Origin of the sequence: Trichodesmium erythraeum IMS101 (genome assembly GCF_000014265.1) — a bacterium.
Taxonomy (GTDB): Bacteria; Cyanobacteriota; Cyanobacteriia; order Cyanobacteriales; family Microcoleaceae; genus Trichodesmium; species Trichodesmium erythraeum.
Map to the genome: position 1 here is coordinate 1,186,349 of NC_008312.1, position 15,019 is coordinate 1,201,367.

General features: G+C 33.4%; 8 protein-coding genes. 5 read left to right on the top strand and 3 right to left on the bottom strand.

Going from position 1 to position 15,019, the window contains the following annotated elements; genetic code table 11:
• Nucleotides 1-776: 776 nt before the first annotated feature.
• On the bottom strand, nucleotides 777-2,804 hold the full coding sequence (dnaG, locus tag TERY_RS03510; RefSeq protein ID WP_011610559.1) for a DNA primase: 2,028 nt from the start codon (nucleotides 2,802-2,804) through the stop codon (nucleotides 777-779).
• Between the two features lie 1,059 nt (nucleotides 2,805-3,863).
• Here dnaG and TERY_RS03515 point away from each other — a divergent pair.
• The 5 genes from TERY_RS03515 to argH all read left to right on the top strand — a co-directional run bounded on the left by TERY_RS03515 (nucleotide 3,864) and on the right by argH (nucleotide 10,982).
• Nucleotides 3,864-4,553, top strand: coding sequence for a DUF502 domain-containing protein (locus tag TERY_RS03515; protein WP_044137161.1), 690 nt, complete (start codon nucleotides 3,864-3,866; stop codon nucleotides 4,551-4,553).
• 69 nt (nucleotides 4,554-4,622) lie between these two features.
• Nucleotides 4,623-5,246: a transcription antitermination factor NusB gene (gene nusB, locus TERY_RS03520; protein ID WP_011610561.1), complete on the top strand. Its 624-nt coding sequence runs from the start codon at nucleotides 4,623-4,625 to the stop codon at nucleotides 5,244-5,246.
• A gap of 301 nt (nucleotides 5,247-5,547) precedes the next feature.
• Nucleotides 5,548-7,209: a signal recognition particle-docking protein FtsY gene (gene ftsY, locus TERY_RS03525; RefSeq protein ID WP_011610562.1), complete on the top strand. Its 1,662-nt coding sequence runs from the start codon at nucleotides 5,548-5,550 to the stop codon at nucleotides 7,207-7,209.
• Between the two features lie 617 nt (nucleotides 7,210-7,826).
• On the top strand, nucleotides 7,827-9,251 hold the full coding sequence (locus tag TERY_RS03530) for a SpoIIE family protein phosphatase (protein WP_011610563.1): 1,425 nt from the start codon (nucleotides 7,827-7,829) through the stop codon (nucleotides 9,249-9,251).
• 339 nt (nucleotides 9,252-9,590) lie between these two features.
• On the top strand, nucleotides 9,591-10,982 hold the full coding sequence (argH, locus tag TERY_RS03535) for an argininosuccinate lyase (RefSeq protein ID WP_011610564.1): 1,392 nt from the start codon (nucleotides 9,591-9,593) through the stop codon (nucleotides 10,980-10,982).
• A 799-nt stretch (nucleotides 10,983-11,781) separates the two neighbouring features.
• On the opposite strand, the gene TERY_RS03540 is transcribed toward argH, so the two are convergent.
• Together TERY_RS03540 and TERY_RS03545 are read right to left on the bottom strand one after the other, a co-directional pair.
• A complete protein-coding gene (locus TERY_RS03540) occupies nucleotides 11,782-11,964 on the bottom strand; it encodes a hypothetical protein (RefSeq protein ID WP_011610565.1) in 183 nt (60 codons plus the stop codon).
• 950 nt (nucleotides 11,965-12,914) lie between these two features.
• Complete coding sequence (locus TERY_RS03545; protein WP_011610566.1) at nucleotides 12,915-14,120, bottom strand: Coenzyme F420 hydrogenase/dehydrogenase, beta subunit C-terminal domain; 1,206 nt, start codon at nucleotides 14,118-14,120, stop codon at nucleotides 12,915-12,917.
• Nucleotides 14,121-15,019 lie beyond the last annotated feature (899 nt).

Genomic DNA, 15,019 nt, shown 5'->3' on the forward strand with positions numbered 1-15,019 from the left:
CATTGTTGTTTTTCTAAACTTATTATTATAACTAGTTTAACACATGAAAGATATTCAGTAGCTCTGCTCCGAAATGGTAGATGGGGATGAAAAAAGTAAGATTATCCTACTAAATCTCTCGAAAAATTCCAATAAGTGGAAATATTAGGATATATGGTATAAAAACCTTTTATGGATATTTATACTTCTGTTTTTCTCGACAAAATAATTACAACAGACCAGGATTACAATGGGCTAATTTTATTTGATTTTTTTCAAGTATATATTTATATTTTATTAAACATTGAGTTCTTCCTCAGTTCCTGTACAAATAACCAGAATTATTTTTGATTAAAGTTGCAGCCTATAAAAGGGTTTACCTCCTCTAAAAATCTGCTACTTAACTTGTATGAAACTACTAGAGTAGACAGTAGAAGTCTTGGCTTATTCTGGAATGGAAAAGATAAGCTATATGCAGTTTTTAGGGCTAATTAACTTTGCTATTAAGATTTCCCTTTACTATTTCATAACATAATTCGTTTTTTAGATTCATTAATATTCAAACTCTAAAAATCTGCTACTTAACTTGTATGAAACTACTAGAGTAGACAGTAGAAGTCTTGGCTTATTCTGGAATGGAAAAGATAAGCTATATGCAGTTTTTAGGGCTAATTAACTTTGCTATTAAGATTTCCCTTTACTATTTCATAACATAATTCGTTTTTTAGATTCATTAATATTCAAATATTTACTTGTTTACTCTGAAAAATTTGAAGAGTTATTTTTGTACTATGATTTTAGTTAGTTAATTCCCCTAAAGGTACTTCAATTAAATCTTGAATAGTTGTCAGTCTTAACCTCTCCAATTCCTGAATCCATTGTGATTCACTATAAAATTTTTCTTTATATTTTTCAGCTAATTCTGGGTCAACGGATAAATCAGTTTCTTGCCACATATTCAAGAGAGTACTTTGACGTTTTTTTGATATAATTAATTCTATAGTTGCTACTGAAGAACGAATTTCTAAAGGGGCTCTAAGAATATTTTTTTTTGTTTTTTCATCTAAATGAAAAAGATGCTTTAAATTAGGGAATTTATCTAGATTTTCCCAGTAAGTATCTTGTAACTTTGAAATTAAATCATCTGATTGATTAATTTCATTTTCCGAGATATTTTCTGCAGAAACAATTTGCTGCCACAAAAGTCTATTGTGAGCGAAGCTAAACTGTAAATCTCTTGCTTCCATTGCATCTTTCACCTCTCGACGATAGTTAGGACAATGTAAGTAAATACGCAATAATAAAGACTCAGCTTCTGCCAATAAACTCCCTTTTACAGGTGGAGATAAAACCTCTGGTGAATGATTTTTTTTTCCCTTAGTAAAGTTCCTATTATTTCGCTGATTAGATTTTAATTGTTTCGCTACTAGTAACGGTGGTGATATAAATTCACCCTTAGCTAAGATCTTTTTCCAATTAATAAAAACTTGAGTTAATAAATTTTCATAAATTAATGAAACTCTCCGAGTGTCTTCCTGACTCAAAATTTGCGCACAATATTGAAGATAATAAGTAAATTGATTATCATTAGTTATTTTCGTTAATATTTTAACTATTTCTTGACTAGCTTTAGTATATTCATCTGCCAGACTAAGATTTTTAGTTCTGACTATATTTTGAATTTGCCAATCAATCCATAGAGTAGAATTAACCAATAATTCTTGATATTTTTTACCAGAATAAGTTTTCAAATATTCGTCAGCATCTTTCCCGTCAGGAATGTTTAAAATTCTCAGTTGAACTTCCCCACTATAAGCAAATTTTTCCATTTCTCCAATTGCTCTTTCAGTAGCTTGAATACCGGCTCGGTCAGCATCAAAATTTAAGATGATTTGTTTAGATTCTGTGTAACGTAAAAGTTGTCTAATTTGAATTGAACTTAAGGCCGTACCAAGAGAAGCAACAACATTATTAATTCCTGAAGCATGAAGAGCGATCGCGTCAAAATATCCCTCTACAACGACAGCTTTATCTTGTTTAGAAATAGCAGTTTTTGCTTTATCCAAAGCAAATAAAGTTTTACCCTTATCAAATAATTCTGTCTCAGGAGAATTCAAGTATTTAGGTTGTTCATCACTTAAAGTTCTGCCACCAAAACCAATAACTCTACCTTGAATATCATTGATAGGAATCATTAAGCGATCGCGAAATCTATCGTAATAACCAGTACCAGATTTTCTTGACAAAATTAATCCAGTTTTTTCGACTAATTCTACAGGCAAACCTTTTTGTTCTACCAGATAACCATAAATAGTTTCCCAACCATTAGGAGCATAACCCAATTGAAAATTTTGAATGGTTTCTTCTGAAGTTTGACGTGAAATTTGTAAATACTCTAAAGCAATTTTTCCCTGGGGTTGTCTTAAGGCATGTTGATAAAAACTATTAGCTATTGCCAAGATTTCATAAAGTTTTTCACGCAGAGAAATTTGCCGTTGAAACTCTTGTCTATTTTCCGGTAATTCTGTTTTAATTGGTATTTGATAACGTCTCGCTAAATCTAATACAACATCACTAAAAGAAGACTTACCAATTTCCATCAAAAACTTCAACACGTTACCAGCTGCACCACAACCAAAACAGTAGTACAGTTGTTTAGTCGTACTAACAGTAAAGCTAGGAGTTTTTTCTTCATGAAAAGGGCATAATCCTACATAATCTTTTCCCCGCTTTTTTAATAAAAGATGCTCTGAAATAACATCATAAATGTCAGCCCTTTGCTTGACTTCTGTAATAGTATCTTGATGAAAACGGAAATTATTCATAGAATTTATTAAATAATTTAATCTAAACTTTGAATCTTCTAGTCAAGATTAAGTTTTACTACTCAGTACTTGATTTTTTTTGTGCTTATCTGCCATAAATTATGCTGAATTTTTTTGATGTTCAGATCAATAAGTAGTAGAAGAAATAGTTTTACGAAATCTCAAAAGTATCCTTAAATCTTCTGAAGAGTAGAGAATAGATAGAAACGTTGTATTTAAATAACTTATGCTCTATAATTATTAGTCATAATTAATCTAAGATTTAATACATATAATAGTTAAAAACTTAATTATATTTCTAGTGATAATTAATCTCAAGCCTTTGAAATATCTGGATAAAAACTTAGTTTACAGAAATATATATTTGACTTACTTATTGCTTAATCACTAAAGTCGTGAGGAAACATAGTATTATTTATAGTAATTAGTATATTCAGTAATAATTTTTATTTATTTGTCCAAAAAAGGTTCTTAAACTCTTGTTGTTCCTTTCTTAAATAACTATTTTTGGACATAACTATTGCACTTTATTTGGTGGCTACAAATCTTCTACTAATTAGTTATATTTCTTGACTCTTTCAGAGAGACTTACAGTATATAGGTTCAAATTATGTTTGAAGCTTTTTTTATAGGTGCAAATATTGCACTGCTTAATTATATCACCTAACTCTTTGAGTAGACACTTGCACTATATAGGGAAAAATTATCAATGTCTTGTTAAAACTGGACTTGATACCATAGCACTACAAAAAAGTGTTAGAATTTTGTTAAAATAGAAATCTAGGTCAAATAGTAGTTTTAACTTGATATAAATTGCGCAGTACCCCCCAGGAGACTCGTTGATAATTGCTGGCAGAGGATTCCGGTACGGAAATAGTTAAAGCAATATCAAAGATATTTACATCACAGTTGCTAAAATTATCTATCCATTGTCAAGAATTCAACATTATGAAATGTTAAATGGTTAATTTGAAACCTTAGATATTAAGATATAATAAGTAAGTTTGATTTTAGGCTGGAGTAAAAAATATCTAGCCAGTTATGAATAAGTGGGTAACGGTGTTCAAACGCATAAGGCAGGACTTAAAAAATGACCTAATTGCAGGTCTATTGGTAGTCATACCATTGGCCACCACAATTTGGCTGACTATAACTATTACTTGGTGGGTAATTAATTTTCTCACCAAGATTCCAAAGCAAATTAATCCCTTTGATGGTTTACATCCAATTCTGGTGGGTCTACTAAATTTCTTAGTGGGACTAGCAGTACCATTGCTAAGCATCCTAATCATAGGACTGATGGCCAGAAATATTGCGGGAAAATGGCTATTAGATTTAGGAGAGAAAATATTACAAGCAATTCCATTTGCTGGCTCAATTTATGGCACTCTCAAGCAAATATTAGAAACTCTGCTCAGGGACTCTAACCAGAGATTTCGCCGTGTGGTATTGGTAGAATACCCACGTCGAGAAATTTGGACTATAGCTTTTGTCACAGGCACTATAGGTAACGAAATTAAATCTCATCTAGGAGATTCAATGTTAAGTTTATTCATTCCTACAACTCCAAATCCCACATCTGGTTGGTACGCTATAGTACCAGAAAAAGATGTGATTAATGTTTCTTTGTCAGTGGAAGATGCTTTTAAAGTTTTAATATCTGGTGGAATAGTAAATCCTAGTTCAAATTCTGCAGTTAGTGAAGAAAAAATACTCAACAATAAGCTCAAACCAGCACCTCTAGATTAAAGAATTAAGATCAACAACTTTTTGCTGAAAAGGATTTAACAGATTAGACCAGAATATAATACAAAGACTATGAAAAAGACTCCCCGTTCTACAGCTCGCGAATTAGCTCTTCTTGCCTTAAGTCAATTACCAAAAAAATCAGGGAGTTTAGAAAAAAAGCAACTTCAAGAAGTTGTATTGGCAGCAGTTCGGACTTTAAGAATAGAGGCCCAAGATATTTTAGAAACTGCAGCAGCAGAACTACAGAGAGGGAGCGATCGCCTTCTGAATAGTCAGATAGACACTACTGATATTGAAAGTGCTAGAGTAATGCTTTATGAAGCCATAGAGTTAGGCCAAACAGCAATTAATCGTATTGGAACTGCTGTTGAATTACCAGAAATGCTTCAACTTACTAATCAATTAGAAGTTCGCAGCTATGCTATGGAAGTTCTAACAAAAGTAAATGGTAATAGAAAAGAAGTTGATAAATTACTCCAAGAATCAATAGTGGATTGGCAGATAGAACGTTTACCCAGAATTGACCTAGATATACTTAGAATTGCAGTAGCAGAAATGATGTTTATTGGAATTCAAAAACAAGTGGCAATTAGTGAAGCAGTAGAGCTAGCCAAGCGTTATAGTGGTGAAGATGGGTATAAGTTTATCAATGGAGTGTTGCGAAGAGTTTTTGATAAAATTAATGTAATTTGAGGGGTCAAAGTCAAACTTAAAAGTTAAAAGTTAGATTTGATTGGAGCAGGAATTAGGGAAAAACACTAGCAGTTCCCAGAAACTGTAGTGCCAGGGTATATATGTGTTATTACATCGTGGATTAGAGATAGGAACTCTGGGGAAGGTAAACAGCCTCTCAAGTCTGTTTGTCGGGGGTTTATTACCTAGACAAGTGGCGTGGAGGCAGGAATACTTGCTCAATCTTGAGGTTGGGAAACCCGTACTGTATTCGTAGGGTCAGTGTCGGGAAGATGTCACAATAGTAATATGTAAAATAAATATGGTTTTTAATTGGTTCCGTCGTAAGTATAATGATAGTTCAGACAAAACTTCAAAGGAGAAACCTGCACCTAAAAAAGAAAAGTTAGAAGCAGCTGTTGAATCACAAGAAAAATCAGAGCAGGAGTCTACAGACAGTAAAGAAGATTATTTGAGTTGGGCTAAAGCAGCCTATAAAAATATTCAAGAACAGAAAAAAGCTCAAGATAGTGTTCAAGATGCTACAGGTACTTTTGAAAAAGAGGAAAAGCTAGAAACTCAAACAACTGCTACAACAGTAAAGGTTGATCCAAGTATACCAGAGCCACCCAAAATTAAAGAACAAGAAGATATTGCAGGACAAAAAACAGAATCTACATCTACAAGCACTCAGGCCGAACTAATTCCAAGTGTAAGGGAAACTGCTCCAAGGGAAATAAAATCCTCAGAATTAAAAATTCCAGTAGAGTCAGATTCAGTGTTAGAGACAACTGCAGTAGTTGATAAAGTAGATGAAGATTTACCTTTCTGGGCTAAAGCTCAAGCGGAAAGACAAGCAAGGGTAGAACGTCTTAAAGAAACTGCTATAGAAGAACCAGAACCAGAAATTCTTCAAGAAATAACTGTAGATAACGAAACAGAAGAAATAGACCCGATAATTATTGATGAAGCATTTCTCTGGTCAGCAGAAGTTTTAGCAGCTCAAGGTCGTCGCCCAGATCAGGTTTCTGCTGAAGAAATTACTTGGTTGAAGAAATTACGGCAAGGCTTAGATAGAACTCGACGCAACTTGCTCAACCAATTGAAGGCAATTGTTGGCCAAGGACCTCTAAATCAAGATGCGGTAATGGAAATAGAGTCAATGTTGCTACAAGCTGATGTTGGAGTAGAAGCTACTGACTATATTATAGAAACCCTACAAAATAAGTTGCGCTCAGAAGCTTTACCTCTAAAAGAGGCGATCGCTTATTTAAAAAAAATCTTACGAGACATCCTTGATGAGCCATTCAAAGATTTGGAAGTGGCTAGTGCTGCATATAACTTAACTTTTGTCCCAGAAAAGGATTCCCTAAATATTTGGCTCTTGAATGGTGTAAATGGAGCTGGTAAGACTACAACTATTGGTAAAATTGCTCATTTAGCTACCAAGTCAGATTACAAATGTTTAATCGCAGCTGCAGATACATTTCGAGCTGCGGCAGTAGAACAATTAACAATTTGGGGACAACGAAGTGAAGTAGAGGTAATAGCTAATCCTGGTAAAAATACTGATCCAGCAGCAATAGTTTTTGATGCTATACTAGCAGCTCAAAGCAGAAATACGGAATTGTTACTGGTAGATACAGCCGGAAGACTACAAAATAAGAAAAATTTAATGGATGAACTGAGTAAAATTCATCGCATAGTAAATAGAAAAGCTCCAGATGCAGTAGTAGAATCCCTACTGGTATTAGATGCTACACTTGGTCAAAATGGTTTACGACAAGCAGAAGTATTTGCTAAAGCTGCTAAACTAAGTGGCGTAGTTTTAACAAAACTTGACGGAACTGCTAAAGGTGGTGTGGCACTTGCTGTTGTAAAGCAATTGGGTTTACCTATTCGCTTTATTGGTGTGGGAGAAAAAATAGAAGACCTCCGTCCATTTTCTAGTTATGAATTTGTTGAAGCTCTTATAAGTGGTTAAAGGTTTATTGCTTTGACCATTGAGAATGAGAAACTGTACTGAAGTAGCAGTTGTCAAAAAATCTATGTTTTTATTTTTGGTATTTTGATCTTCCTGTAGCCCAGGTATATGAAGTACCATAGCTGTACTTGACTTTTAATGAAATCCTCTGTGTGTAAGTTAAAGATTGATATTATTTTTATTAGTTATGTTTTTATTTATTTTTAGAAAACTAAATTAGCTATAAGTAGTCTCAAGAATGGGAAGATGATAAAATTGATTTTACAAAAACTCTTAAAGATAACTTATGGTGAATTTGATTCGGTGACATCATATTTATATAAAAACACAAAAAAATAAAGAGTAATACTTAGTCATAAATGATGACTTAAAACTAGACTTAATCTCCTACTAACTCATAAAAATAATAACTCTATAAGTCATGCTTAATAAATTTTAAGCAAGCAAGATTGTAGTTTTCGCATTTTGCAGAATAAATTCAAACATAGTTCCAATCAAAATTATCAACGAAGCAGCAATCTAGGAAAACAATAAATCTCATAATTTCAGCTTATGAAATAATACACACTATCAGGTATCAATAAATTTTAGTCTATCAATCTATCAAAAAAAAATCTATGAATGTACTACCTGTATATGGAAATTCCCCTGAACCTAGTGACCATATTGCTACTGAAAATTCCTCACCAGTAACCTCTGCATCTGCTATTCAAAAAATGGTGGCTCGTTTAAATAAGGAACAACAAAATGTTAATGATTTATTAAGTTCTCTAGGCTTTGCCTTGCGTAGCTTCAATAATCTCAACCAGTTTCTAGAATTAATTCCACTTATGGGCTGTCGAGTAACTGATGCAGATGGCGGGGCGTTGGTATTATTTAAGCCTAATGGACAGGTTAGGTTCCAACAATTACACTGCCAAGAAGGCCAAAAATGTCAGGATATCCGAAAAGCATTAGAAATAGCAACTCGTCAATTGATTGCAGAAACAACCTTGCTTGCCGAACTGCAGGAAGTGTCTATTCAAGCTGCTAGTCTAGACTACCAAGTTAGCAATTATTTAGGAAATGATGTTCAATTATTTGGCACGTCAATTCTAGTAAAAAACTCAGAACGAGGCCGTTTATATGTATTTAGTCACGACCCAGAATATGCTTGGACACCAACAAGGCAAAAATTAATTCGCCTAGTAGCAGACCAGACAGCAGTAGCGATCGCCAATGATGAACTATCTAGTTCCTTACGAGAAAAAGAACGTTTAGACCGAGAAGTGGAAATAGGGGCAGAAATTCAACTCCAACTATTACCACCAAAATGTCCAGAAATTCCTGGTGTTACCCTGGCAGCACGGTGTAAAACAGCGAACCGAGTAGGAGGAGATTATTATGACTTTATTCCCTCTAACTACGACCAGGTTAATTCTAAGCAAAAAAAACAGGACTCCTGTAAGTGGAGTATTGTAATTGGAGATGTCATGGGTAAAGGCGTACCTGCGGGTTTAATTATGACCATGACCAGAGGAATGTTGAGAGCGGAGGTATTAAACCGCCACTCACCAGCACGAGTACTACAACATTTGAACCAAGTTATGTACGCTGATCTGGAAAATTCCCATAGATTTGTAACTTTATTTTATTCAGAGTATGATCCAGAAACTACAATTTTGTCCTATAGTAATGCTGCTCACCATCCTCCCATGTTGTGGCAAGCTGCTAGTAATTCTATTGTGAATTTGGATACTCTGGGAATGTTAATTGGTTTGGAAGTAGATTCTGAATATAATGAAGCACAAGTAAAACTTCATCCAGGAGATACTATCATTTATTACACAGATGGGTTTACAGATGCAGCTAATAAGCACGGCGATCGTTATGATGATATTAAGTTAAGTCAAGCGTTCAAATTTGCGTGTCAAAATTATCAAGAACCACAAGAAATATTAGATTATTTATTTGAGCAAGTGGATCAATTTGTTGGAGTAGAAAATAATAACCCAGATGATATGACTCTAGTGGTAATGAGGGTAAAACTTAATGAAAAATAACGGTAATTAAAAGATATCAAGTTGTTTCTATGACTCTGACAGAATAAATAGATTCTCAAGCATATAATTGATAAATAATTAGATAGGAATATGATTAATAATTACAGTAATTATTGATATTTACTAGGATTAAAAATATTGTCTAGTCAGCAACTTTTTACTTAACAACTTGATGTAGATTTATGGGCAGGCATACAAAAATATGGGAACAAATTTATAAAATGTGGTCAGGGATGAACAATATTTAGTTGTTCTGATAATTGGTTAGATAGTTAAAAGTATTTAACCATAATTACTCGCTATTAATAATTTTATTAAATAGGAAAAAAAATCAGTAAAATGAAGCAAGATAGACAAACATGGAGCCAAAGATTTGAAAAAGCACTGCATCCTATGATAGCTAGATTTAATGCTAGTATTAGCTTTGATATTGAATTGATTGAGCATGATATAAATGGCTCAGTAGCTCATACAAAAATGTTAGCTAAAACAGGTATTATCTCCGCTGAAGAAGGAGAAAAATTATTGACAGGTTTAGAACAAATTCGTCAAGAATATATAACCGGAAATTTTCATATAGTTGAAGATGCTGAAGACGTTCACTTTGCTGTCGAAAAAAGACTGATAGAAATCACTGGAGATGTAGGCAAAAAACTACATACAGCTAGGTCTAGAAATGACCAAGTAGGAACTGATACTAGGCTTTATTTACGAGAAAAAATTGAACAAATTCGGTTTTTATTGATCAAATTTCAAAAAGTTATATTAGAATTAGCTGAGTCTAATATTGAAACTTTAATCCCTGGTTATACTCACTTACAAAGAGCGCAACCTTTGAGTTTAGCTCATCATCTTTTGGCTTATTTTCATAAGGCGGAAAGAGATTGGGAAAGGCTAGGAGATGTTTATCGTCGAGTTAATATTTCTCCCCTTGGTTGTGGTGCTTTAGCTGGTACAACTTTTCCTATTGATAGACACTATACTGCTGAGTTATTAGGGTTTGAAAAACCTTATGCTAATAGTTTAGATGGCGTAAGTGACAGAGATTTTGCTATTGAATTTCTTTGCGCAGCTAGTATAATTATGGTGCATTTAAGTCGTTTGGCTGAAGAAATAATTGTGTGGTCATCTGAAGAATTTAGGTTTGTAACTTTAACTGATGTTTGTTCCACAGGCTCGAGTATTATGCCTCAAAAAAAGAATCCTGATGTACCAGAGTTAGTTAGGGGAAAAACAGGTCGAGTATTTGGTCATTTACAAAGTATGTTAGTGGTGATGAAGGGTCTGCCACTAGCATATAATAAAGACTTGCAAGAAGATAAAGAAGGTTTGTTTGATAGTATTAAAACTGTTAAAAGTTGTCTGGAGGCAATGACAATTTTATTGGAGGAAGGTTTGGAATTTAACAGTGATCGCCTAACAGAAGCAGTAGCAGAAGATTTTTCTAATGCTACAGATGTGGCAGATTATTTAGCAGCTCGTGGTGTACCATTTCGAGAAGCTTATAATTTAGTAGGTAAGGTTGTGAAAACTTGTATTTCTGGTGGTAAATTACTGAAAGATTTAACTATAAAAGAATGGAAGGAATTACATCCTGTTTTTGCAAGTGACATTTATGAAGCGATAACCCCTTACCAAGTAGTGTCTGCACGCAATAGCTATGGTGGAACTGGTTTTAAACAAGTAAAAACAGAAATTGACGTTGCCAAGCAAAAATTGGCAGAAAAATAAATAAATTTGGCTTCAAGCCTCACCCATAAGTGGGCTACCTTTGAGTTGTTTTTTTTGAATAAATACGGATATTATTATTGATACTATGAGTGCTAACAATTGTTAACAATACACAGTAAGAGGCTCCTGACATTCTGGGGAGCTCCCAATGCCTACTGTGAAAAATTCTAGGCACTTTTAAGTACTTATATCGCCTTGCTGGCTGGCCGCTTACAGAAGTTTAATTACAATGTCTAGAAGTTAGGTAACAGAAAGCTTGAGTTCGGTTACTTAGTGGGATGATGTGAAAGTACGAACTAATCTTATACTCTAACTATACCAAAACCAGTGAAGCTTGATAAGTATAGTCATATCAGTATATATAAACTTATATAAATAAATCTCGGCAAATCAGTAATATTTAAATAGCCTACATACAGAGGAACAGGAAATTTATAGAGGAGATAGTCGGATTTATTTTTGACTTGCTGCTCTCTGACTAGGGGCTCACCTAAAGTACTAATTTTTTAAGTTTTCCTAACCGAATATCATGCGCAATAATCGATCCTAAAAAGACTAAAATAAATACTAATCAAGGCTTTGATATTTAATTAGCAAGGCCTAACTATATTATTGATTGTGTTTTAAATCACGAAATTTTATCTCATAACCTGGCTTCTGTGTAAGTCCTATAATTATTAAAATCTAGATGGGATTATCTAATTTTCAAATCTAGATTTGACTATATAATTTTCAAATCTAGATTTTATATTTCAAAATTCATAGTTAAGAACTTTGAACATTAAAATATTAAAACATACTATTCTTCTACAGCACTAGTAGTCTCTTCTGATTGATCGTTACCGTTTTGATTATTACCAGATGTAAACTTAGATGAATATCGCTTTGAGAAAAAACCTGTATTCTTCTTTTTACGAAACTTGCGTGCGTAAGCTTGATTACGTTGTGCTTTTTCTTTTTTTGGATTGCGGCGTTTAGCCATTATAACCTCACTAATTAACATCCTCTGAAAGCCATAAATGGGGATTAGCTTCCTAAAAGCTACACTGAGCTATGACCCAAGATTCCTAAATCTCAAACTGGCGCGATCTAACTGATATTGCGCCTACCTTCCAAAATTGACTCTTTTCAGGCTTTATGGCCGTTACACAGTGGTTTGCAAAAGTGGCCAATATTTTGCCCCCTGTAGAACTTTCCTAGATACTGCTAATTTAACAGTAAAAATATTTGGTTAAATATATCACTTACTTTCTCAGGAAGCAAGAGTTTTTTCAAAATTCTTGATATTAGACCAACTATATACCATTATCAACAACTACTTAATACTCTTTCTCGACCACTGGTATTAAGTTATAAGTATTTTTTGGGCATACATAATTAGGAGAAATCCCTAGAAGGTTTAGAAAATAGATAGAATATTCTGTATTTTCTAATAACATTGGTCTAGCCAAGTCTAAAATATAGATTTGGATTATGAAGGATTTGACGAGTTGAATCTCTAAATTTGTATATAAACTCTATATAAACTTATTTAACAAAAAAACTAAAAACCGCATTATCAAAAAAGCCCAGTTAATTATCTATAGTTTTTTCTTTAAATTTATAAATGATATTATTTTCAAGCTTCTATTAACTCTAATATTAAGTATCTAGAACTACTTATTAAAAAAGATTTGAATCATCTCGAAAGTAATGACGACTATTAATATAATATTTATGAAAATACTAACTGTGGGAAAATTTTAGGAAATGGGAGATTGGGAGCAATTGATAGGAGAAAAGTATTTTTATTATGGCTAATGAATGAGACTTAATTAAGGCTCAAATTTCATCCCATTTTTCCCACTTCTACTATTTGCGGGCAAGATACCCGCATACTAAGATTTCTAAAATTAATATTTGTACCTAACATACAGAAAATCTGCTGTATAATCAATCTGGTAACTTATATTGCTCTACAATTTTCTTGGCAAACTCCGGTACATGAGCGTCTAATTTTTTGGGATAATTCCGCTTTACGTAAAGATAATTACGAGTAAAATGGGAATCAATAGAAAACCGCCCATATTCCAAGCCTTTAGGACCAATTTTTTCAATTACAACTCCCATTAATTTTGCTGCCCACATTGGTAAAGTTACAGCTTGATCATAAGCTGGAATACTTTGTTGAACAGCTTGATGTCTATCTCCCTGAGACATTAGAGGTTGAGTCTCTAATTGATTCATCACCAAATCTAGCATTTGTTTTCCTGTCTCATTTCTAACAGTAATCCACTGCCAACCAAAAGTAGCTCCCATATATCCAACTACTAAATCTGCTAAACCATTTACATAGTCAAAACAACTGAGACAAGAAGGAGCAAAAATATCTTTTAGTTTTTTAGTATTTAAACCAAAAAATGGTACTTTTTCTACTGTTCCATCCTCATGTTTAAAATGTACTCTAAAATCTTGCATAAACTCGTAATGTACAACAGTTTCCGGGGACTTACTTGTAGTTTCCAGGAACTTTTGTAATCCCTCTCTTGTGACATTATCTACACAAGGAGTTCCCAAAACATAGAGTTTTTCTAGATCTAATTTTTTTTCTACTGCTCGTAGTGCTTGAATCTGACAACCAACGCCTATTGCTAATATTTTTTTCATCCCAGATTTTTCAATTTTTTCTAACACTGAAAGATTAGGAGAAAGAGTCGGCTTATTAACTTTTGCTGCCAATACTTCCTCTGGTGTACGGGCAATAACTGGCATCGGTTGAAAGCGGTCTTCTTTGGTATTTTGTACACAGACTACACCTTCAACAATACCTTGGTTGAGCATTTCACAGGCGATCGTGCTCACAATACCAGTCCATTGTGCCCCTTCAATAGGTTGTTTTTTGCGAGATGCTATCATATCTTGATAGACACCAAAATAGGTTTCATTTTCATCCTCCAGGTTACGAATACGTCCATGAGTTTGCATCTCCAGGTTTTCAAATTGTTGATTAAGAAATGCACAAGCTTCCTTGACATAATGAATATAATATGTATCGCACAGACCGCATTCGCTACAGAGTTCTTTAGCAGGGCGACGGGCACCTGGTCTAAGAGCTTTAGCTTTTTTGTGTTTAGGTGTATTTGGAGTTGATATAGTCATTTCAGTTAATAGTTATCAGTTATCAATTATTAGTTATCTCAATAATAGAGAGGCAAAATTAGCAACTTTTATCTAAGATACCGCATTAGACTGAATATAATATAAACTCGGTTTTATATTTTTGTATCTAATATAAAGAAAGGAAAAAGTATAAACCAGGAGAGAAAAAACCTGTTAACTCCTTCCCTACAAAAACAATTTATTACTCAAGCTAAAAAACTGAAGAGGTGAGAGCCGCTGTCATAAGTTTCCGCTATACTATACAGCGATCTTTAAATGTTCTATTATCCAAGCTCATCAAAATTTCTTGATCATGAAAAAAAGTCGCGCGAGTTTCTGGTAAAAGTAGAGGAAAAGTTAGAATACACATAAAAATTACAGGGTTTTTATTACCAGTGAGAAATTGTTCTTTGGCAAGAGGTTCAGAGATTAAATAAAGTACTCAGTTTTGTCTCTAATTAAATTGGCAAACTGGTAAGATTATATTTGCTTGCTTTCCCAAAAAAATTAGAGAGGCAAAGGGTTAGAAGGTTTGTGCGCAAATTGTTGACTTCAGGGGTTACGGTATGCGCTCGCTTCAACAAGCTTAAAAAAATTAAAAATAGTGGTTTAGTTGCTAAATTTGTTGCTTGATATTTTGTGAAATGTCTAACAGATGAAAATTAAAAAATGGATTTCACTGCTATAAGGTTTTAGGTAACTTAGGTAATGCTTCTGAAACTGTGGTAAAAACTATTTTAGGTTTGCTTGAAAATAACGAGCACAATTTGGTAGTGCATCATAATGTTGTAAAAGCTTTGAGTAAATTAGGCAATGCTTCCGAAGCTTTGGTATAAGTACTGTTAAACTTAGTTGAAGATAATAATTCGGCTGTATCTCTGTTTTCAAGGTGTTAGAAA

Bases quoted from the DNA above. Each gene is read 5' to 3' on its own strand.
- dnaG (WP_011610559.1), bottom strand. From the start codon at position 2,804: ATGAATAATTTCCGTTTTCATCAAGATACTATTACAGAAGTCAAGCAA.
- nusB (WP_011610561.1), top strand. From the start codon at position 4,623: ATGAAAAAGACTCCCCGTTCTACAGCTCGCGAATTAGCTCTTCTTGCC.
- ftsY (WP_011610562.1), top strand. From the start codon at position 5,548: ATGGTTTTTAATTGGTTCCGTCGTAAGTATAATGATAGTTCAGACAAA.
- TERY_RS03530 (WP_011610563.1), top strand. From the start codon at position 7,827: ATGAATGTACTACCTGTATATGGAAATTCCCCTGAACCTAGTGACCAT.
- argH (WP_011610564.1), top strand. From the start codon at position 9,591: ATGAAGCAAGATAGACAAACATGGAGCCAAAGATTTGAAAAAGCACTG.
- TERY_RS03540 (WP_011610565.1), bottom strand. From the start codon at position 11,964: ATGGCTAAACGCCGCAATCCAAAAAAAGAAAAAGCACAACGTAATCAA.
- TERY_RS03545 (WP_011610566.1), bottom strand. From the start codon at position 14,120: ATGACTATATCAACTCCAAATACACCTAAACACAAAAAAGCTAAAGCT.